The organism is Rhizobium mongolense USDA 1844, assembly GCF_000419765.1.
Lineage (GTDB): Bacteria > Pseudomonadota > Alphaproteobacteria > Rhizobiales > Rhizobiaceae > Rhizobium > Rhizobium mongolense.
Window position 1 is genome coordinate 198,990 of record NZ_ATTQ01000009.1, and the last position, 18,953, is coordinate 217,942.

The 18,953-nt window shown below is 59.2% G+C and carries 22 protein-coding genes; 17 read left to right on the forward strand and 5 right to left on the reverse strand.

Annotated features, from left to right (window positions below; all coding sequences use genetic code 11):
* The 9 genes from A3C3_RS0119270 (at position 1) to A3C3_RS0119310 (ending at position 8,628) form a co-directional block, all read left to right on the forward strand.
* On the forward strand, positions 1-960 hold the full coding sequence (locus A3C3_RS0119270; RefSeq protein WP_022716219.1) for an ABC transporter permease: 960 nt from the start codon (positions 1-3) through the stop codon (positions 958-960).
* Positions 960-1,964 (forward strand): ABC transporter ATP-binding protein, encoded by a 1,005-nt coding sequence (locus A3C3_RS0119275; RefSeq protein WP_022716220.1) that lies wholly within the window; start codon positions 960-962, stop codon positions 1,962-1,964. Before A3C3_RS0119270 ends, A3C3_RS0119275 begins: the two co-directional genes overlap by 1 nt.
* On the forward strand, positions 1,964-2,956 hold the full coding sequence (locus A3C3_RS0119280; protein ID WP_022716221.1) for an ABC transporter ATP-binding protein: 993 nt from the start codon (positions 1,964-1,966) through the stop codon (positions 2,954-2,956). The genes A3C3_RS0119275 and A3C3_RS0119280 overlap by 1 nt, the downstream gene beginning before the upstream one ends.
* Positions 2,953-4,014 carry a four-carbon acid sugar kinase family protein gene (locus A3C3_RS0119285; protein ID WP_022716222.1) on the forward strand — a complete coding sequence of 354 codons (1,062 nt, stop codon included), beginning with the start codon at positions 2,953-2,955 and terminating at the stop codon, positions 4,012-4,014. Before A3C3_RS0119280 ends, A3C3_RS0119285 begins: the two co-directional genes overlap by 4 nt.
* 24 nt (positions 4,015-4,038) lie before the next feature.
* Positions 4,039-4,803, forward strand: a complete 765-nt coding sequence (locus A3C3_RS0119290) for a FadR/GntR family transcriptional regulator (RefSeq protein WP_022716223.1) — start codon at positions 4,039-4,041, stop codon at positions 4,801-4,803.
* Positions 4,804-4,972: 169 nt separating this feature from the next.
* On the forward strand, positions 4,973-6,304 hold the full coding sequence (locus A3C3_RS0119295) for a hemolysin family protein (RefSeq protein WP_022716224.1): 1,332 nt from the start codon (positions 4,973-4,975) through the stop codon (positions 6,302-6,304).
* Between the two features lie 300 nt (positions 6,305-6,604).
* Positions 6,605-7,165 carry an FMN reductase gene (msuE, locus tag A3C3_RS0119300; protein ID WP_022716225.1) on the forward strand — a complete coding sequence of 187 codons (561 nt, stop codon included), beginning with the start codon at positions 6,605-6,607 and terminating at the stop codon, positions 7,163-7,165.
* A 119-nt stretch (positions 7,166-7,284) separates the two neighbouring features.
* Positions 7,285-7,866: an RBBP9/YdeN family alpha/beta hydrolase gene (locus A3C3_RS0119305; RefSeq protein WP_022716226.1), complete on the forward strand. Its 582-nt coding sequence runs from the start codon at positions 7,285-7,287 to the stop codon at positions 7,864-7,866.
* Between the two features lie 102 nt (positions 7,867-7,968).
* Positions 7,969-8,628, forward strand: coding sequence for a peroxiredoxin (locus A3C3_RS0119310; RefSeq protein ID WP_022716227.1), 660 nt, complete (start codon positions 7,969-7,971; stop codon positions 8,626-8,628).
* A gap of 350 nt (positions 8,629-8,978) precedes the next feature.
* Here the strand turns inward: A3C3_RS0119310 and A3C3_RS0119315 are convergent, their stop codons facing one another.
* The 3 genes from A3C3_RS0119315 to hutC form a co-directional block, all read right to left on the reverse strand.
* Positions 8,979-9,440: a DUF411 domain-containing protein gene (locus A3C3_RS0119315; RefSeq protein WP_022716228.1), complete on the reverse strand. Its 462-nt coding sequence runs from the start codon at positions 9,438-9,440 to the stop codon at positions 8,979-8,981.
* A gap of 55 nt (positions 9,441-9,495) precedes the next feature.
* Entirely contained in the window at positions 9,496-9,783 is a 288-nt protein-coding gene (locus tag A3C3_RS0119320) for a copper-binding protein (RefSeq protein WP_022716229.1), read from the reverse strand.
* A 215-nt stretch (positions 9,784-9,998) separates the two neighbouring features.
* Positions 9,999-10,754 (reverse strand): histidine utilization transcriptional repressor HutC, encoded by a 756-nt coding sequence (gene hutC / locus A3C3_RS0119325; protein ID WP_028739796.1) that lies wholly within the window; start codon positions 10,752-10,754, stop codon positions 9,999-10,001.
* 196 nt (positions 10,755-10,950) lie between these two features.
* Here hutC and A3C3_RS0119330 point away from each other — a divergent pair, with 196 nt between their 5' ends.
* From A3C3_RS0119330 to solA, 6 genes are all read left to right on the forward strand, one after another.
* Positions 10,951-11,793: a transporter substrate-binding domain-containing protein gene (locus A3C3_RS0119330; protein WP_022716231.1), complete on the forward strand. Its 843-nt coding sequence runs from the start codon at positions 10,951-10,953 to the stop codon at positions 11,791-11,793.
* Positions 11,794-11,886: 93 nt separating this feature from the next.
* Positions 11,887-12,612 carry an ABC transporter permease gene (locus tag A3C3_RS0119335; protein ID WP_022716232.1) on the forward strand — a complete coding sequence of 242 codons (726 nt, stop codon included), beginning with the start codon at positions 11,887-11,889 and terminating at the stop codon, positions 12,610-12,612.
* A gap of 9 nt (positions 12,613-12,621) precedes the next feature.
* On the forward strand, positions 12,622-13,326 hold the full coding sequence (locus tag A3C3_RS0119340) for an ABC transporter permease (RefSeq protein WP_022716233.1): 705 nt from the start codon (positions 12,622-12,624) through the stop codon (positions 13,324-13,326).
* Positions 13,327-13,354: 28 nt separating this feature from the next.
* Positions 13,355-14,131, forward strand: coding sequence for an ABC transporter ATP-binding protein (locus A3C3_RS0119345; RefSeq protein ID WP_022716234.1), 777 nt, complete (start codon positions 13,355-13,357; stop codon positions 14,129-14,131).
* Positions 14,128-15,621, forward strand: a complete 1,494-nt coding sequence (locus A3C3_RS0119350; RefSeq protein WP_022716235.1) for an HAL/PAL/TAL family ammonia-lyase — start codon at positions 14,128-14,130, stop codon at positions 15,619-15,621. The genes A3C3_RS0119345 and A3C3_RS0119350 overlap by 4 nt, the downstream gene beginning before the upstream one ends.
* A 10-nt stretch (positions 15,622-15,631) precedes the next feature.
* A complete protein-coding gene (gene solA, locus A3C3_RS0119355; RefSeq protein WP_022716236.1) occupies positions 15,632-16,798 on the forward strand; it encodes an N-methyl-L-tryptophan oxidase in 1,167 nt (388 codons plus the stop codon).
* A gap of 41 nt (positions 16,799-16,839) precedes the next feature.
* Here solA and A3C3_RS0119360 read toward each other — a convergent pair whose 3' ends face one another.
* Complete coding sequence (locus A3C3_RS0119360; protein ID WP_245278812.1) at positions 16,840-17,091, reverse strand: hypothetical protein; 252 nt, start codon at positions 17,089-17,091, stop codon at positions 16,840-16,842.
* Complete coding sequence (locus A3C3_RS47140; RefSeq protein WP_022716238.1) at positions 17,066-17,413, reverse strand: helix-turn-helix domain-containing protein; 348 nt, start codon at positions 17,411-17,413, stop codon at positions 17,066-17,068. Before A3C3_RS47140 ends, A3C3_RS0119360 begins: the two co-directional genes overlap by 26 nt.
* Positions 17,414-17,969: 556 nt before the next feature.
* Here A3C3_RS47140 and A3C3_RS38755 point away from each other — a divergent pair.
* Positions 17,970-18,275 carry a DUF982 domain-containing protein gene (locus tag A3C3_RS38755; RefSeq protein WP_022716240.1) on the forward strand — a complete coding sequence of 102 codons (306 nt, stop codon included), beginning with the start codon at positions 17,970-17,972 and terminating at the stop codon, positions 18,273-18,275.
* 361 nt (positions 18,276-18,636) lie between these two features.
* Positions 18,637-18,846: a cold-shock protein gene (locus tag A3C3_RS0119380; protein ID WP_022716241.1), complete on the forward strand. Its 210-nt coding sequence runs from the start codon at positions 18,637-18,639 to the stop codon at positions 18,844-18,846.
* The last annotated feature ends 107 nt before the right edge of the window (positions 18,847-18,953 follow it).

The window sequence follows — 18,953 nt, forward strand, 5'->3', positions numbered from 1 at the left end:
ATGTCCGCCGTCCCCCTCTCGACGTTCGAGACCGCCGAAGAACCGCCGGTCAGCCTGTGGCGCGATGCCTGGTTCCGCCTGAAGCGCAACAGGCTTGCCCTTTTCGGCCTCGCGGTTGTCCTGGTGCTGGCCCTCGCAGCGGTCTTCGGACCATACCTTACGCCCTATGACTACCTGGGCCAGGACCTTGAGGCCCGCAATGCCGCGCCCTCGCTGACACATCTATTCGGCACCGATGATCTTGGCCGGGATGTCTTCAGCCGCGTCGTCTTCGGCACACGCACTGCCTTTCTCGTCGCCGTGATCGTCACGCTCGTCGCCGTTCTGATCGGACTGACCCTCGGCGCTGTTGCTGGCTTCTTCGGCGATCCGTTCGATCGCGTCATCATGTGGCTGACCGATGTCACCATGTCCGTGCCGAACCTGCTCCTGGTCGTCGTCATCAACGCTTCGCTGAAATCGCCGATCACCAACTGGATGGAGGCCCGCTACCTGGAGACTCTCAATCCTTTTTATCGTCAGACGGTTTGGGTGGATTTCATCCTGGTTTTCGGGTCAATGGCCCTGATCGCCTGGCCGCCTTACGCCCGTCTCGTCCGCGCCCAGGTCCTGTCGATCCGCAGCCGGCCCTATATCACGGCGGCGCAGGCGCTCGGCCTTTCGAACTGGATCGTCATTAAGCGCTACGTCATTCCGAATGCACTCGGTCCGCTGATCGTTTCCGTCAGCGCCGGTCTCGGTACGGCGATGGTGCTTGAAAGCGCCTTCAGTTTCCTGGGTGTCGGCGTCAATCCGCCCACTCCCAGCTGGGGCAACATGATCTCGGATGGCCTGCGCGTCTGGCAGCATTATCCGCACCTACTTGCCGCGCCGGCGGCTGTGCTTGGCCTTGCCTCGGTTGCTTTCAGCTTCCTGGGCGACGGTCTCAATGACGCGCTCAATCCGCGGGGCAGCAAGTAATGAATACGACCATTATGGAACGCCTTCTGGACGTGCGCGGCCTCACCGTCGAGATTGAGACACGCCGCGGTACCGCTGTCGTGGTCGATGGCATCGATCTTTACGTCAACAAGGGCGAAACGCTCGGCGTCGTCGGCGAGTCTGGTTGCGGGAAGAGCTTGACGATGCTGAGCCTGATGCGGCTCCTGCCGAACAAGATCAAGGTCGCCAGGGGCACGGCACATTTCGACGGGCGCGATCTGCAGACGATGTCGAACGCCGATTTGCGGAAGGTGCGGGGTGGTGAAATCGGTTTCGTCTTCCAGGATCCGATGACCTCGCTCAATCCGGTGATGCGCGTCGGCGACCAGATCTGCGAACCGCTGATCTATCATCGCAAGATGAGCAAGGCAGATGCCCGCGTGCGGGCGGTCGAACTCCTGCGACTGGTCGGTATTCCCGGCCCTGAGGAACGCCTGATGGCCTATCCGCATGAGCTTTCCGGCGGCATGCGCCAGCGCGTGATGATCGCAATCGGCCTTGCCTGCAATCCGAAGCTACTGATCGCCGACGAGCCGACCACGGCGCTCGACGTGACGATCCAGGCCCAGATCGTCGATCTCGTGAAGGAGCTGCGGGCCAAGCTTGGCATGTCTGTCGTGTGGATCACGCACGATCTGGCGCTGATTGCAGGTCTCGTCGATCGCGTGGCCGTGCTTTATGCCGGCACTGTCGTCGAAGTTGCGCCGGTCGATGAGCTCTATGCTCGGCCGAGCCATCCATATACGCGCGGGCTGCTTGCGTCGATCCCTAAGCTCTCGGACGCGCCTGCAAGCCGTCTAAGTTCGATCGGAGGAACACCGCCTGAGCCCGGCCGCCGCCCGAAAGGGTGTCCGTTTGCCCCGCGCTGTCCGCTTGTCGAGACGATCTGCCACGAGCGCGTTCCGAAGCTTGAACCTTTGGCTGGAGCCGCCAACCACCGCGCCGCATGTTTTGTAGTGCAGAAAATGCAGGAGGCTGCGTGATGGGCGCTGAACCGCTTCTTAAGGTCGAAAACCTGGTCAAGCACTTCCACGTCAAGCTCGGCGCTTTCGGCGAGCGCTCGGCGACCGTCTATGCGCTCGACAACGTCAATCTGGATATCATGGAAGGCGAGACCCTAAGCCTTGTCGGGGAATCCGGTTGCGGCAAATCGACGACCGGTTTCACGATCCTCAATCTCTACAAGGCGACGAGCGGCAAGGTTGTCTATAAGGGGCAGGATCTGTCGAGGCTTGGCGAAAAGGAAATGCGGCCATTCCGCCGCGACCTGCAGATCGTCTTTCAAGATCCCTATTCGACGCTCAATCCGCGTATGACGATCGGCGAGGCGATCGGCGAGCCGATCCTTTTTCACAAGTTGTGCACCAAGGCTGAGCTCAAGGACAAGGTCGCAACCCTCCTGAGCGATGTTGGGCTGCCGGCGCGCTTTGTGCAGCGCTATCCGCATGAGCTTTCAGGCGGCCAGCGCCAGCGCGTCGTCATCGCGCGCGCGCTTGCCTGCCAGCCGAAATTCATCGTCTGCGACGAGGCAATCTCAGCGCTCGACGTGTCGATCCAGGCACAGATTATCAATCTGCTGCTCGACCTGCAGGAAAAATACAGCCTCACCTATCTCTTCATCGCGCATGACCTGGCGGTCGTCCGCCATATCAGCACGCGCGTCGGCGTCATGTATCTCGGCCGGCTTGCCGAGCTTGCCAGCCGCGAAGAGCTGTTCGGTAATCCGTTGCATCCCTATACGAAGGCGCTGCTTTCGGCCGTGCCGGAAACCGATCCTTCTCACGAGCGAAGCCGCAAGCGCCAGATCCTGCAGGGTGACGTTCCAAGTCCGCTCAGCCCGCCGTCCGGCTGCCGCTTCCACACCCGCTGCCCGATCGCAATCGATGTCTGCAGCAGGCTCGTTCCGGAATGGAAGGAAGCAAAACCCGGCCATCTCGTTGCCTGCCACGCCGTCAATACGGGACAGACGACATGACGCTGAAAGTCGCCATCATTGCCGACGATCTGACTGGGGCGCTCGATACGGGCACGCCGTTCGTAAAGGCAGGGTTTGCGGTTGCGGTTGCCATTGATGTTGAGGCGGCAAAAGAGGCGATTGCGAGGAGCGCCGATGTCGTCGTCATCAACACAGCCTCGCGTGCTCTTGCAGGGGATGCGGCCGCACATAGGGTGCGGCTCGCAGCACAGCTCTTGCTGTCCGCCGAACCTGCGATCGTCATGAAGAAGATCGATTCCAGGTTAAAAGGCAACGTCGCTGCCGAAAGCGCGGCCCTCGCCGAGGTATTCGCCTTCAAGTCGGTTCTGGTCGCGCCGGCGGTTCCGGACCAGGAGCGCATTACCTATCGCGGCTGCGTCGTCGGGCGTGGTGTGGATAATCCGATCCCGGTTGCCGAGCTTTTTGCCAACCATTCGCAAACAGTGGCTGTTGCAGATGCCGAGGATGATATTGATCTCGACTCTATCGCCGGCGAAAATGATTGGCGTTCGGTTCTTGCCGTCGGCGCGCGTGGCCTTGGCGCGGCCCTGGCCAGACGCCTGGGGAAGGCGGGCGTGCAAAGCCAAACCTTTGAGCCGGCCCGTAAGACGCTCTTTGCCTTCGGTTCCCGCGATCCGATTACGGCCCAGCAGATGGACCGCCTTGAGGCATCCGGTGCCTTGCGCATGATCGCCGACGCACCGATGGGTGCTGTGGAATGCGGCGAAGGTTTGGCGCTCCCGGCTCTGCTTCGCTGTCGCGGCGAAATTGCAGATGATGCTGCAGCCGTAGCGCATCGCTTTGCGAAAGGCGTAAAATCGGCCATGGACGATACGCGGCCGGATATGTTGATGGTTGGCGGTGGCGATACTGCGCTTGCGGTGTTTCGCGAGCTTGGTATCCGCATCCTTGTCCCGAAAGGTGAAATCGAGGCAGGCGTGCCGTGGTTCGACGTTACAGCCGCAGACGGGCGAAATCTCCGTTGTGCGGTAAAGTCCGGGGGCTTCGGCAGCTCCGATAGTTTGCTAAAACTGATTGTGCGGAATCAGGCGGCGTAGCGGATGGCGGCGGGGAGAATGAACGTGGATGAAGCAAATGGCGCATCTTTGAACGCAGGTACCGGCCCAGCTGCAAAGCCAGAGCGCGGAAAGGCCGTGAAGCTGGTTGATCGCGTCTTCGACCAGCTTCTGGAGCGTATTCGCGCCGGAAACTATCCTCCCGATTCACGCTTGCCGGGAGAGCATGAACTGGCTTCGATGCTCGGCGTATCGCGCCCGATCGTTCGCGACGCGCTCGCACGCTTGCGCGACCAGGGCATGGTTTATGCCCGACAGGGGGCAGGAACCTTCGTCAGCGCCCACGGTTCGCCTGCCGCGCAACTGGCTTACTCGCCTGTCAAGACAATCGCGGACATTCAGCGTTGCTACGAATTTCGCCTGACGATCGAGCCCGCGGCGGCTTACTTCGCCGCCAAACGCCGCGACAGTGCAGCACTTGAGAAGATCGCAACAGCGCTTGCGGACCTTCGTGAGGCGACGAACCACCAGCTTCATCGAACAGACGCCGATTTCCTGTTCCACCGGGCTGTCACTGAGGCTGCGAACAATCACTATTACACGGCCTCCATGGACGCCCTCAAACCGCATATCGCGGTCGGTATGCATCTGCATGGGCTGTCGCTTCTCGGCCCCCGGCAGGGGCTTCAGAAAGTGTTTCAGGAACACGATGAAATCTACAAGGCTATTGCCGACGGCCGGGCAGACGACGCCCGGGATCTGATGAAGGCCCATCTCGAAGGATCGAGAGATCGCCTCTTCGAGGGCCGGGTTCTCGACCTTTCCTTTTAGGCATCAGCGACGCTGTCATGGAGGTCTGTCGCTGCCACGGCCTGCGATCGGCACTTTCGTCTGCGCTCCTGCTCATGGAAAAGACAAAACAGTCTCTATTGGCGCGTGCCCGTTTGCGCTTGCACATGCTACGATATTGTTTCCTTCAACAGTTAGGGACAATCAACTCATGACGGGCCAAGATGGCGGTATTCTTGATTATGTCGGAATTCTTGCCGTGTTTTTTCTCGTGGGCGCCAACGGTTTCTTCGTGGCTGCCGAATTCGCATTGGTTTCCGTCAGGCGCAGCCGCGTGGCCGAGCTCGTGACCGCCGGACGTATGAACGCTTCAGCGCTTCAGCGGGCCGTGGACAATCTCGATGCAAACCTTGCGGCCACACAGCTCGGCATAACGATCTCTTCGCTCGCTCTGGGCTGGGTCGGCGAACCGGCACTGGCGCATCTGATCGAGCCGCTCTTGGCCTGGCTGCCCGGTGACTGGGCAAGGACAGGCTCTCATGCCATCGCAGTCGTCATTGCGTTCGTGATCATAACGGCGCTTCACATCGTGCTTGGTGAACTGGCACCTAAGAGCCTCGCTCTCCAGCGTAGCGAGGGAACGTCATTGGCCGTGGTCCGGCCGCTTGGGTTTTTTCTTATCCTATTCAAGCCGGCGATATTTGCCCTCAATGGTATGGGTAACTTCGTGCTTCGTGCTTTCGGTCTTCACGCCGGAACTGGCGAATCCTCCTTCCACTCTCCGCATGAGCTGAAGTTGCTGGTGGCCGAAAGCCAGGAGGCGGGTCTTCTCAACCAGGTGCAGCAGCAGCTCGTCGAGCGCGTCCTCAATATCGGCGAGAGACCGATCTCCGATGTCATGACACCGCGTCTCGACGTCGAGTGGTTCGATGCCGACGACAGCGAGGCAGAAATTCTGAGGACGATTAGGGAGTGCAGGCACGAACAGCTTCTCGTCGCTCGCGGCTCAATCGACGAGCCGATCGGGATGGTTCTTAAGAAGGACTTGCTCGATCAGGTTTTGGACGGCGGCAAGATCCGGCCGATGGATGTCATTAAGCAGCCGCTCGTGCTTCACGAAGGAACCTCGGTGGTCCGCGTGCTCAGCAGCTTCAAGGCGTCACCGGTCCACCTCGCTATCGTCATCGACGAATATGGCAGTCTGGAGGGGATTGTCACGCAGACGGACTTGCTGGAGGCGATCGCCGGGGAATTGCCGGGATCCGACGAGGAACCGGCTATCGTGGTTCGCGAAGATGGCTCACTGCTCGTTGATGCAATGATGCCGGCCTTCGACGCTTTCGAAAAACTAGGCCTGCGCAACAAACCGGACGCTGATTTCCATACGCTTGCGGGCTTTGCCCTTCATCAGCTCCAGCACATACCAGAGACCGGTGAGGTCTTCGAGTTCGACGGTTGGCGATTCGAGGTCATCGATATGGATGGTATGCGCATCGACAAGATCTTAGCGACGCGCAGTTCGACGCAAGGAGCGGATCTCTAAATTAGGCTGGCTGCCATTGCCGATTCCAGATGTCTGATCCGATGGATCCGATCACCAACGACTGTTGAAATCTCTAACGCAACTCCGATCATGCCTGCCATTATCGGGTTTCAAAAATCGATTCCCGGCGATTAGACGCTGCGCATATGGAGCTCCGCACCTGCGATTCATAGAAGCTGGTCAGTCGCCGGGGCAGAAAGAAATTTCCCCGTCATCCATTTCGGGACATGCTCATTCCTTTAATCTATTAAATTCATAGACAATAGTCTGTTTCACCATTCAAATCGGAAAGGAAAACAGATGGCCGCTTTGCGAGTGGTCGGAATTGCCGGCAGCTTCAACCGTCCTTCCAAGACCTATGTACTCGTTGAGGACGTTGCCGATCGCGCGGCCCGAAGATATGGCTTCGAGCGTACCGTTTATGATCTGAGCGATGTTGGCCCATCGCTCGGCAGTGCGTTATGGCGAAAGGACCTGGACGATCAGGCGAAGGGCGTCATCGATGCGGTCGTCAGCGCTGACGCTTTGATCGTCGGCTCGCCGACTTACAAGGGATCCTATCCCGGTCTGTTCAAACATTTGATCGACCTTATCGACCCCGGTGAATTGCGCGCAAAGCCCATCATCATCACGGCAACTGGCGGCGGAGACAGGCATGCTCTGATGGTCGAACATCAACTGCGGCCGCTCTTCGGGTTCTTCATGTCCCACACTTTGCCGACGGCCGTCTATGGATCGGACCGCGATTTCGAGAACTACAAGGTTTCTTCGGAGGCACTGTCAGAGAGGATTGGCGAAGTTGTGAGCGAACTTGCAGCTTTCTTTCCCGCAGGAGACGCGATACTCGCGGCCGCCGAATAACGTTCAACGCTTGATATCCTCGCGAAATTAAGGAGTGATCCGATGCAGACAACCCGGTGCACGGCCGCAATAAAATGCCGCGGCATGTCGAGGTTTGACTTACGAAGAGGCGTGTCGCAATGAGCCGAACACTCATTCTCCCCGGCCTCTTCGGTTCCGGCGAGGGGCACTGGCAGGACTATTGGTTGAAGGAGCACCCGGACAGCCGGCTTGTCGAACAGGACGATTGGGATCGGCCCCGCTTGCACGACTGGATCCTCAGACTTGAGGAGACGCTAGCCGAGGAGGACGATGCCTATATTGTCGCTCACAGTCTCGGTTGTCTTTTGACCGCCCAATTGGCAGGTCGACCATCGGCTCGGCGCGTCAGGGGAGCCCTTCTAGTTGCGCCGTGCGATCTGCCTTCGACAGAAGCGCTCCACCCCGGTCACCTCGCCTTCGGCACGATGCCGACCAAGGCGCTTCCTTTTGCGAGCATCGTCGTTGGCAGTCTCAACGATATCTATATTAGTCTTGAGCGGTTGACGATGTTTGCGCGCCTTTGGAAATCCGACCTCAGGAACATTGGAATGGCCGGACATATCAATGTTGCAAGCGGATTCGGGCGCTGGCCGAGCGGATATGGTCTTTTGACAACGTTGAAGAGCCGGACCCGCCACCGGCGGCGGGTTGAAGGCACGCTATCGGTTACCAATGTTTGAAGCGTGCAGCCGAACGCAACCCGCTTGCTGTCGGCTAAGATGAGCGTATATCGCTTGCGGAAGTTGGAATTCAACCGTGAGCCAGGAGAGAGGAACCTAACCATGAGCCTTCGTATCAACGATATTGCACCAGATTTCTCCGCCGAGACGACGCAGGGACCGATCCGTTTTCATGAGTGGATTGCAGACGGTTGGGCGGTGTTGTTCTCGCATCCGAAGAACTTCACGCCAGTCTGCACGACGGAACTCGGCGCGATGGCCGGGCTCGAACAGGAATTCAGTAAACGTGGTGTCAAGATCATCGGCATATCCGTCGATCCGGTGGAAAGCCACGGCAAGTGGAAGAACGACATCAAGACGGCTACCGGTTTCGATGTCGGCTATCCACTGATCGGCGACAAGTATCTCGAGGTCGCCAAGCTCTACGACATGCTGCCGGCAGGCGCAGGCGAGAGCTCGGAAGGCCGCACGCCGGCCGACAACGCCACCGTGCGCTCTGTCTTCGTCATCGGCCCCGACAAGAAGATCAAGCTCATCCTCACTTATCCGATGACGACGGGCCGCAACTTCAATGAAATCCTGCGTGCCATCGACTCCATTCAATTGACGGCCAAGCATCAGGTGGCGACACCTGCAAACTGGCAGCAAGGGGAAGACGTCATCATCACGGCTGCGGTTACGAACGAAGACGCGATCTCGCGCTTCGGCTCTTTCGACACCGTCCTTCCTTATCTCAGGAAGACCAAGCAGCCGGCCGGCTGATTGGAGCCTCGGAGCCTTCGCGGATATGATAGGATCGGCGCGCATTGACCACGGAAGCGGGAGATACGCGCCCAATCCGTTGTCCCTGATCCTTTGCACAATCCGCACTCATGCCGTCCGTCCGCGTCTTTCCACATCGCTTCGCTCGGCGGCAGCGGCTCGATAAACTCTGGCGAGGGACGGTCGTGGACGCAAGCATGCGCCGCTCGCGCGCTATGGATTTTCCGCTGACATGCGGTCGATGTTTCGGTGCGCGAACCGACGGGATGATGCAATCACCGACTGGAAGCAGGATCGCGCGGTTGGGCTCTGCGCTGCCCAGCGCTTGGCGCGGCCGATCGATCGCGACGTCAGACCTTCCGGGGGCGGATCTCCATGAATAGGTATGGTGCGCCGGTTCCCGAAGGGATCGCATAGACGTCATAAGACGCCTGCGGGTCGTCTCCCATCCCCAGCGAGCCAGGTGGCATGCCCGGCACGGCCAGCCCTCGGACCGGCGGCCGCTCCCGCAGCAGGCGCTGGACGGCCTCAAGCGGAACATGTCCCTCAAGGTAGTATTCCTCGACGATGGCAGTGTGGCATCCCTCCACGGCGGTGGGCACACCCAGCCGCGCCTTGACCGCGGCAAGGTCGTCGGTGTCGCGCACGTCGACGGAGAATCCTGCCGCCGCCATCGCCTTCGACCATTCGCGACAGCAACCGCAGTTCGGGTCCTTGTAGACGGTCATCTTCGACGGGGCGGCGGCGCGGACCCCGCAGCCAAGGAACACCAGGGCGGATGCCGCCATCGCGATGAAGCTTCTCCTGTGCATCGTCTTCACTCCTCGATGTCCTGCCGCCCCGGTGGATCCGGGCGGCAGGATGCTGCTATTTTACCTCGGTGACTGTCAGCTTGCCATTCACGCGTAGGGCAACGAACTCGATGTTCGTACCTTCCTGCAGCTTGTCGAGTAGAGCCGGGTCTTCGACCCGGAAGACCATTGTCATCGCAGGCATGTCGAGGCTCTTCAGGTCTTCATGCTTGATGGTGACCTTCTTCGCCTTGGCGTCGACCTTGTTGACGACGCCCCTGGTGAATTCCTGGGCGAACGCACCGAAGGCCGCGCTGGCGCAAAGCAAGGCGGCTACGCCGATCTTGATCATTGCCGTTTTCATGCGTGTGGCTCCTTTTTGCGGTTTTCGACACCGCTCCCGCCCATCAGCAAATTCGACGATATCACCCGGCGTGACCTATGCCTTCGCAGGACACCATCTCAGGCTGACACGTGAAGGCATGACAAGGCACTGATGGCTGATGGCCTCAAGGCGGAGACGCTCTGAACCCTTCAGCTCGGAGTTGTCACCGTTAGCTTCCATATGGAACTCAGATTTTATTCGTCGAACATCCTACCGCTGCGCGCCTCCAGCCGATAGCGATGCCCCGGATAGACAAGTCTGGCAGTCGAGACAACCTTCTTGCCCGACCAGGTCCGTCGCCGGATTGCAAGACAGGGTTCCGTTTTCAAGATCATCAAGAGCTTGCATTCCCAGCTTCTCGGCATTGCCGCCTCGACGACGTGCTCGGATCCACTCAATGGCGCTGCGGCTGTGAGATAGGCATTCGGCGTCAACGAAGAGAAGTCTTGCTCCAGGTAACTCGGCGCTGCCGACGGGTTGACGAAGCGGTCTTCGATTTGCACCGGAACGCCGTTTTCACTGTGAACGATAAGTGAGTGGAAGACGGGGCCACCGATTTCGAGCTCCAGCGCATCAGCCACTTCCGGGGAGGCGGTTTCTCTCGCAAGAACAATGACCTCCGCCTCATGCGCGTTTCCGCGCTCGGCAATCTCTTCAGCAATATTACGCACTTCAAAAAGCGCAGAATAGCCTTTGCGCTCCGCAACAAACGAACCGACACCCTGGATGCGCACCAGCTCACCCTCGCTGGCAAGCTCGCGCAACGCTCGATTGGCGGTCATCTTGCTGACGCCGAGCTCGACGACGAGTTCGTTCTCGGAAGGCACGCGATGCTTCGGCGGCCATTCGCCGCTGTGAATGCGATCGAGGATCATCTGTTTGACGCCGGCATATAGCGGCGCGGTGTCATTTCCCGAAAACTCGCGCTTCATCTCGCCCGGACCCTTCATTGCCCATTCCTTTTGCATCGATGGAATCTGCCCGACAAACAGACTTTTCTCTTGCATATCATGAATTCTCTCATATGGTACCATATACAACCTCCTGATCGAACGTTCGAGTAAAATCGATGACGACAGGCAAGCCGGCGCAGACCGGTTTCATGCAGCCATAAGGTCAATGACAACTTCAGAGGAGATTGATGATATGAGATTCAAGACGCTATTTCTTTCCACTGGGTTTACGCTCGCAGCCTTCGCCGCCCCGCTCGCCGCCAAGGACTGGAAGACTGCGACGATAACGCTCGAAGGCGCCTACGCTCCGTGGAACCTGACGAATGCCGACGGCTCGCTTGGCGGTTTCGAACCCGAACTCGCCAAGGTTCTTTGCGAACGTGCCAAGATCGAGTGCAAGCTCGTCGCCTCCGACTGGGACGGTATGATTCCAGCGCTCAACGCCGGCAAGTTCGACGTCATCATGGACGCCTTGTCGATCACCGAGGAACGCAAGAAGATCATCGACTTTACGGTTCCCTATGCCGCGACCCCCGCCGCCTTTGCGACAGCCAAGGATAGTCCGCTTGCCAACGCCGCAGGCACAGGCTCCACCATCAAGATGACCCCCGGCCAGACCGGGGTGAAGGAAATCGAAGGCCTCAAGGAAGCCTTCAAGGACAAGACGATCGGCATTCAGGCGGCGACTGTCTACGCGAAATTCGTCTACGACAATTTCGGTAGCATCGCCGATATTCGCGAATACAAGACCGGTGCAGACCGCGACCTTGACTTGCAGAGCGGCCGTATCGATCTCGGCTTCGACGATGCGGTCTATTTCAACAACGCGTTCCAAGCCGCAAACGGTGCGCTTGCCTTTACCGGTCCCGAGATCGCCGGCTCCATCTGGGGCGAGGGCGAAGGTCTTGGGCTGCGCAAGGCAGATACGGATCTGCGCGACAAGTTCAACGAGGCCATCAAGTCGGCCCTTGCCGATGGCACTGTCAAAAACCTCTCGATGAAGTGGTTCAAGGTCGACGTCAGCCCGCAACAGTAAGCCCCGGTCCGGTCGAGATTTCCGGTCCCCGCTTTCTTGACGGGGACCGCATGTTATTCTGACAGCCCTTCAAGGGCAGCGCGGGGAACGGATATGGCGATACTGGAACTGATTGGCTTCGGCCCGACAGGTTGGGGGGCACTGCTGCTGCTCGGTGCGGCGACGACGCTCGCCGTGACGGCGACGGCGCTCGCAATCGGCGCGCTGCTCGGAACGATCGTCGCCGGCGCCAAGCTATCGGGCAATTGGCTGCTCTCTGCCATCGGCAGTCTCTACACCACCGTTTTTCGCGGCGTTCCCGAACTGCTGATCATCTATCTGATCTATTTCGGCGGATCATCCGCGATGACGGCGATCGGCACGGCCATGGGCTATGAGGGTTTTCTCGGACTGCCTTCCTTTGCGGCCGGTGCACTGGCGGTCGGTATCATTTCAGGCGCATATCAGGCGGAGGTCTTCCGTGGCGCCTACCTTGCGATTTCCAAGGGTGAACTTGAGGCGGCATCCGCAATCGGCATGCACCGTGGCTTGCGATTCCGCCGCATTATCATGCCACAGGTCCTGCGTTTTGCCATTCCCGGTCTCGGCAATGTTTGGCAATTGAGCCTCAAGGACTCGGCGCTGGTTTCGGTGACGGGTCTTGCCGAATTGATGCGGACCAGTCAGGTCGCGGCCGGCTCTACCCGGCAGTATTTCCTCTTCTTCATCGTCGGTGGCGCGCTCTATCTAATCCTGACGAGCCTTTCCGATCGGGTCTTCAACGGTGCCGAGCGGCGGACAAACCGGAGCATGCCGGCAGCTGCGATGGGCCAGGCCTGAGGAACGACCATGGATCTCACCTTTCTGTCGCAGACCATGATAACGCTTTTGAAGGCCGTGCCGATGACGCTGGCGCTCTTTTCCGCGTCGATCTTCTTCGGCCTCCTTCTGGCGCTCTTGATCGTCTGGATGCGCGTTGGCGGCAATCCGGTGCTTTCGGCGATTGCCAAGGGTTACGTCTTTATCTTCCGCGGTTCACCGCTTCTGATCCAGATGTTTCTCGTCTTTTACGGCCTCGGGCAATTCGGTTTCATCCGCTATTCCTTCCTCTGGCCGTTCCTGCGCGAGCCTTTCGTCTGTGCCGTCCTGTCGCTGGCGCTCTGCACCGCCGGCTACACGGCTGAAATCTTTCGCGGCGGCATTCGTGCAATCTCTCCAAGGGAGATCGAGGCCGCCCGATCGATCGGCATGTCGGGCTTGCTGCTTGTGCGCCGCATCCTGGCGCCCATCGCTTTCCGGCACGCCCTGCCTGCTTATTCGACCGAGATCGTCCTGATGATGAAGTCGACGGCTCTCGCAAGCCTCGTCACAGTATGGGAGGTCACAGGTGTCGCCCAGCGTCTGATCTCGCAGACCTATCGCACGATGGAGGTCTTCCTCTGTGCTGCCCTCATCTATCTTGTTTTGAACTTCATCATCCTTCAGGGCATGGCCCTGCTTGAATACTCGCTCTCCCGACATCGCCGCGCCGTTCCGGCGGCGCTGAAGGCGTAGGATCAGACTGAACCCGATTGGAGCCTACATGCCCGGTCTAACCCGACTTTCGGTCCGCAACATCCGCAAGAGCTTCGGCACTCACGAGGTGTTGCGCGGAATTTCCCTCGACGCACAGGATGGCGATGTGATTTCGCTGCTCGGCGCCTCGGGCTCCGGCAAATCGACGTTCCTGCGTTGCATCAACCTTCTCGAGACGGCGACGAGTGGCGAGATCTGGGTCGATGGCGAAGAGATTCAGATGGTGCACAGGAACGGAAGAAGCAGGCCTGCGAGCCAGAAGCAGGTCGATCATATCCGCTCCGAACTCGGCATGGTTTTTCAGCAATTCAACCTGTGGTCACATATGACCATCCTGCAGAATGTGATCGAAGGCCCCGTGCATGTCCTCAAACGGCCGCGTGCAGAATGCATTTCCGAAGCCGAAGCGCTCCTCGAAAAAGTCGGCATCGCCGACAAGCGTCATGCCTATCCGGCGCATCTTTCCGGCGGCCAGCAACAGCGCGCCGCGATCGCGCGCGCGCTTGCGATGAAGCCAAAGGTGATGCTCTTCGACGAGCCGACCTCTGCACTTGATCCAGAACTCGTCGGTGAGGTACTCCGCGTCATGCGTGCGCTCGCCGAAGAGGGCATGACCATGCTCGTCGTTACCCATGAAATGAGCTTTGCCCGCAACGTTTCTAATCGCGTCATCTTCATGCGCGAAGGTCTTGTGGAAAGCAGTGGCGCGCCGGACGAAATGTTCGGCGGCGGCGCATCGCCAGCCTTCCGCCAGTTCATCGGCCATTTCGGAAGCGGACAATGACCGTCACCATCGGGGACAGGCTTGGCTGGCGCGACATCGCTCAGGTCGGCGAAGGCGAAGCACTTGCACTGTCGCCGGCTGCAGAGGAACGTATCGCCCACGCCGCCCGTATCGTCGGGCGCATTGTCGAAAGCGGGGTGCGAGCCTACGGTATAAATACCGGCGTCGGCGCCCTGTCGGATACGGTCGTTGATCGTAGATCGCAAAGACGACTTTCGCGCAATATCGTCCTCAGTCACGCATGCGGCGTCGGTCCGCTCTTGGCACCGCGCGAGGTGCGGGCGATTATTGCCGCGCAGATCGCCAATTTTGCCCACGGCCATTCAGGCGTGCGGCCGGAAATCGTCAGCAACCTGGCTGCCTTTCTCGAGAGGGATTGCATTCCCGATGTGCCATCGAAAGGCTCAGCCGGCTATCTCACCCACAATGCCCACAGTGCGCTCGTCTTGATTGGGGAGGGATCTGCGCGCGTTGCCGGTCGTCCGATGCACGGGCGCGACGCCTTGACGGCGATCGGGCTTGCGCCACTCGTCCTCAAGGCCAAAGAAGGGTTGAGCCTTGTCAATGGCACGGCTTGCGCAACCGGTCTTTCGAGCATCGCTCTCGCACGTGCCGCCCGCCTGCTCGATTGGGCCGATGCAATCGCCGCTCTTACCCTGGAAGCTGCCGGCTGCCAGCTGGCAGCGTTTGACGAAGCGGTGCTTGCGCTTCGCCCTTCGAGGGGTATCGCGACGGTCGGTGCGTCCATCCGCAATCGGCTTTCGGGCAGCGGGCTTGTTGCGGCCGCCCTCGCAAGACGGACGCAGGATGCGCTCAGCTTGCGTGCGATACCGCATGCGCATGGCGGCGCGCGCGATGTGTTCGAGCAGTCGGCCGAGACTGTCGACCGGGAGCTCGCGTCCGTCACTGACAACCCGGCGATCTTGGGCACGCCGGACAATCCGATCGTCTCGTCCGAAGCGCATGCCGTTGCTCCGGCACTCGCGCAGGCGGCCGACAGCCTTGCAATCGCAATCGCTCAAATCGGCGCAATGAGCGAGCGGCGAATTGATCGGCTTGTCAATCCGCTGGTAAGCGGTCTTCCGCCTTTCCTTGCCAGTGATGCCGGCAGCAATTCCGGCTTCATGATCGCCCAGTATACGGCTGCGGCGCTCAGTAATGAGAACCGCCGTCTTGCTGCTCCCGCCTCGATGGATGGCGGCTTGACGTCGGGGCTGCAGGAGGATTTTCTCGCGCATCCAACAGCTGCGGCAAACAAGCTGCTTTCCGTCATCGATAATGCTGAATACATCCTGGCGATCGAATTGATGGCTGCAGCCCAGGCCCATGATTTTCTCGAGGCGACGGCGCCGAGGGCCAGAGGAACGGAAGAAATCCAACTTATCGTGCGTGCGCATGTGCTGCACTATGCCGATGACCGCCCGCTTGCTGGGGACATGGAGACGTTGCGCACTTTGCTTCGGGATCGCTCGCCGCCGGCGGATATTTGAAAGGGTTGCCATGATCGCTCGATTCGACGTCGCTGTGATTGGCCTTGGGGCCATGGGAAGCGCAGCACTTGCATTTCTCGCCGCCCGCGGCGTCAAAGCGATTGGTATCGACGCTTATTTTCCCGCGCATGCGATGAGCTCGTCGCATGGCGACAGCCGGCTGATTCGGCTCGGCTATTTCGAGGACCCGTCCTATGTGCCGCTTCTTCAACGTGCCTATCGCAATTGGCGTGCGCTCGAAACCAGTCTAAGGGCCGATATCCTGACCATCACCGGCGTGTTGCAGATCGGTCCGCCGGACAGCAAGATCGTCAGCGGCACGCGCACTTCGTGCAGGCTACACGGTCTTGCCCATGAAGAGCTTGATGCGGCCGAAATGGCGCGCCGCTTTCCTGCTTTTCAGCTCGATGACGGTGAGGTTGCGATCCTCGACCCGCAAGGCGGATATCTGCGCCCGGAAGCTGCCGTCATGGGCTACATCAAACTTGCGGCCGAAAGCGGAGCGATGCTCCATTTTGGCGAGAAGGTTATGGCGCTCGATCCGGGTGACGGCGGTGTCACTATCTCTTCAGCGAGTGGCCGCTACCACGCCAAGAAGGTCGTCATCGCGACGGGATCCTGGATTGCGGAACTCGTTCCGCACCTGAAATCACACGCGACCCCGATCCGTCAGGTCGTGGCGTGGTATCAGCCGAAGGACGGCTTTGTAGCAGAGCCGCAGCGCATGCCATGTTTCCTTCGCGATGAAGGTGCGGAAGGTTCTTATTTTGGCTTCCCCGCGATCGGCACCGATGGCATCAAGCTTGGCCGCCACGCGCATTTTCGCGAGCCGATCGACCCCAACGAACCCAATCCGCCGATCAACGACCAGGATACCGCACTGCTCGACGGCTTTGCGTCCAGACGTCTGCCTGCGGCTGCCGGGCTTCGTGTTCGCGCGGCCTCCTGCCGCTATACGATGTTGCCGAGCGAGGACTTCCTCTTCGACCTTTTGCCCGGACAGCCAAACATTGTCGTTGCATCGCCGTGTTCCGGGCATGGTTTCAAATTCACGAGCGTCGTCGGTGAGATTCTGTCTGACCTTGCACTCGATGGTGGCACCGCGTTGGAGATTGCCGCTTTCTCTTTTGACGCCCTCGAAAGACATCGCCATTGGCGATCTGTGGGCGTCAAGTAACCGAGCGGCTGCTGCTGACCACCGATGACCCACGCCGACCGTCACGGGTCCGGGTCATCACGCGTCGCGCCCGCCAAGAGCTTCAATTGCTCCGGTTCGTGCACGCCTTGGCGATATAATTCTATGATGATCGACGCCAGATGTGTGACCGTTCCATTGTCGGTGATATCCATCTGAGCACATAGATCGTCAAGGACGTTATTGCAGACGTTCAGATCTTCAGACGTAAGCGGCTCGTCGCGGCGATTTCCGAAATGCTCTTCCATATCAGCCGCCTGCGCCAGGTGGTGCATCATTTTCGAAAACTTCGCGGTACTGAATCACCTGTTTCTCATCGACGTCGATCGATCCGCGCGCAGGTGCTAGAAGGCGAACGCCTGGGCCGCCGGAGCCTGAATAGTCGCCGTCGAGGAAGGCAATGCCGGCCGCTTCGAGGGCACGAACGACGGCGACGACGTTGTTAGCCAAACCCTTGACCTGTCCCTCGCTTGCTTCCATCCGGCGTAAGGTGGGAGCAGAAACATTGGCGTCCTTGGCAAGTTCGTTTTGACCAAGACCCGCCAACACGCGCGCTGCTGCCAGCTGTTTGCCGGTGATGTGATGGATTTCACGCATGGCGATTTGAGCCGCTAGCCGCCCTGATCATGAGGATATTAATTATCACATTGAACGATTTTGATCAATAAGATGAGATCCTGGCCCTCGACATCAACAATCCAAAAACGCTTCTTCCCGTGGTCTCATTGGTAGAAGAAGCACCTAGTCCTGGCGACGAAGGGTGTACTCACCTGTCGCCGTCGTCGCCGGCGCGATTGAGAGTGTACGAGCTCGTTATGAAGATCGGGAGACGGACGTCGTCTGCACCTAGGGCCCGAATCAGCCTTCCAAGCCCATCCTGCCGGACAGAGAAGCGGCGCACGTTGTACTCGCCGCCGCCGTCGGCGTGCCGGCAGTAAGAAGCGACGGTCTGAGTTTGCCTCAGATCGGCACTGTCACGACCTGCGCCCATATCAGAAGTGCCGGCCCGGTATTCTCAAAATGAATGCGTCCTGATCACGATCGCTGCAGGACCTCATCCGATTGGTTTAGGCCATTACCTCTTGAACGAAAACCTATCAAAACCAATATTTTCTTGGGTGGAATAGCGGCTTCTAGAGAGGAGAAAAACACCATGCTTGTCAGTGAGGTGCCTTGGCGGGTTCCGGTAACGGTCCGCTTGGAGTGCGGACTTGAGCGGACATTTACCTCAGCCTTTGAGACGATTGAATTTCTCGAGAACCAGTGGCCCGAGCGGCGAGGTGAGCGCTACCATCGAGCCGTCAACCAGTGCCGGGGAGCACTGAGCCGAGTCGTCCCCGCAGAGGTGGCCCGCGAAGCATTTATCGCAGCCTGCCTGGAGGCTGGCATGACCGCATTGGCAGGCACGGTCGCCACACGTTCCAAAGCATCACCGCCGAACCTTGCAATCAGTGCATAATTGGACGCCGTCGGCGCAAAGCCGACGGCATTGTTATGGTTTCTTAATGGTCGACGCGCATTCTGGCGGTGTCGCGAAGGTAATGCGTAGCGACCGCATTCCCTCTTAGAACACGAAATTAGGTCCGTTGCTTGGCAAGCGGCGGACCTCTTTCATGTTAGGCGCGCATGCCAGCCCAGGTAGTGCGCTCCAGCCTTTATCTAAACACAGTTGTCGCCTAAAAGCGGGTCATCGAGCTTGCCTGTTAAGCTTTGTTTTGGCGCCCTTTCGCGCTCAAGGCGGTCTTTCCTCTCAAAATCGATCATCCGTCGTCGGCATTGCAGCCGAGCGACTAATCCTGTGCGATTGAAAGGAAATCGTCATGAACAGTGGAACTGTTAAATTTTTCAATTCGGCCAAAGGCTTCGGCTTCATTCAGCCAAGCGATGGATCAACGGACGTTTTCGTTCACATCTCTGCAGTAGAGCGCTCAGGCATGTCTGATTTAAGGGAAGGCCAGAAGGTGACCTTTGACATCGTGCGCGACAATAAAAGCGGAAAGAATGCCGCCGAGAATCTTCTCGCTGCGTAAACCATACGACCAGATCGGCCATTGACCAGGGATGTACCGGCACTGGTCCGTCACGACGAATTGAGGTCGGGTTTGCCCGGCCTTTTTGATTTTCAATTTTGGAGCTA

Excerpts from the sequence above, each read along its gene's own strand:
- A3C3_RS0119360 (WP_245278812.1), bottom strand. The coding sequence starts at position 17,091 with ATGCACCACCTGGCGCAGGCGGCTGATATGGAAGAGCATTTCGGAAAT.
- A3C3_RS0119345 (WP_022716234.1), top strand. The coding sequence starts at position 13,355 with ATGCCCGGTCTAACCCGACTTTCGGTCCGCAACATCCGCAAGAGCTTC.
- A3C3_RS0119320 (WP_022716229.1), bottom strand. The coding sequence starts at position 9,783 with ATGAAAACGGCAATGATCAAGATCGGCGTAGCCGCCTTGCTTTGCGCC.
- A3C3_RS0119310 (WP_022716227.1), top strand. The coding sequence starts at position 7,969 with ATGAGCCTTCGTATCAACGATATTGCACCAGATTTCTCCGCCGAGACG.
- A3C3_RS0119335 (WP_022716232.1), top strand. The coding sequence starts at position 11,887 with ATGGCGATACTGGAACTGATTGGCTTCGGCCCGACAGGTTGGGGGGCA.
- msuE (WP_022716225.1), top strand. The coding sequence starts at position 6,605 with ATGGCCGCTTTGCGAGTGGTCGGAATTGCCGGCAGCTTCAACCGTCCT.
- A3C3_RS47140 (WP_022716238.1), bottom strand. The coding sequence starts at position 17,413 with ATGCGTGAAATCCATCACATCACCGGCAAACAGCTGGCAGCAGCGCGC.
- A3C3_RS38755 (WP_022716240.1), top strand. The coding sequence starts at position 17,970 with ATGCTTGTCAGTGAGGTGCCTTGGCGGGTTCCGGTAACGGTCCGCTTG.
- A3C3_RS0119270 (WP_022716219.1), top strand. The coding sequence starts at position 1 with ATGTCCGCCGTCCCCCTCTCGACGTTCGAGACCGCCGAAGAACCGCCG.
- A3C3_RS0119280 (WP_022716221.1), top strand. The coding sequence starts at position 1,964 with ATGGGCGCTGAACCGCTTCTTAAGGTCGAAAACCTGGTCAAGCACTTC.
- A3C3_RS0119315 (WP_022716228.1), bottom strand. The coding sequence starts at position 9,440 with ATGCACAGGAGAAGCTTCATCGCGATGGCGGCATCCGCCCTGGTGTTC.
- A3C3_RS0119285 (WP_022716222.1), top strand. The coding sequence starts at position 2,953 with ATGACGCTGAAAGTCGCCATCATTGCCGACGATCTGACTGGGGCGCTC.
- A3C3_RS0119295 (WP_022716224.1), top strand. The coding sequence starts at position 4,973 with ATGACGGGCCAAGATGGCGGTATTCTTGATTATGTCGGAATTCTTGCC.
- A3C3_RS0119350 (WP_022716235.1), top strand. The coding sequence starts at position 14,128 with ATGACCGTCACCATCGGGGACAGGCTTGGCTGGCGCGACATCGCTCAG.
- A3C3_RS0119305 (WP_022716226.1), top strand. The coding sequence starts at position 7,285 with ATGAGCCGAACACTCATTCTCCCCGGCCTCTTCGGTTCCGGCGAGGGG.
- A3C3_RS0119275 (WP_022716220.1), top strand. The coding sequence starts at position 960 with ATGAATACGACCATTATGGAACGCCTTCTGGACGTGCGCGGCCTCACC.
- hutC (WP_028739796.1), bottom strand. The coding sequence starts at position 10,754 with ATGAAGGGTCCGGGCGAGATGAAGCGCGAGTTTTCGGGAAATGACACC.
- A3C3_RS0119330 (WP_022716231.1), top strand. The coding sequence starts at position 10,951 with ATGAGATTCAAGACGCTATTTCTTTCCACTGGGTTTACGCTCGCAGCC.
- A3C3_RS0119340 (WP_022716233.1), top strand. The coding sequence starts at position 12,622 with ATGGATCTCACCTTTCTGTCGCAGACCATGATAACGCTTTTGAAGGCC.
- A3C3_RS0119380 (WP_022716241.1), top strand. The coding sequence starts at position 18,637 with ATGAACAGTGGAACTGTTAAATTTTTCAATTCGGCCAAAGGCTTCGGC.
- solA (WP_022716236.1), top strand. The coding sequence starts at position 15,632 with ATGATCGCTCGATTCGACGTCGCTGTGATTGGCCTTGGGGCCATGGGA.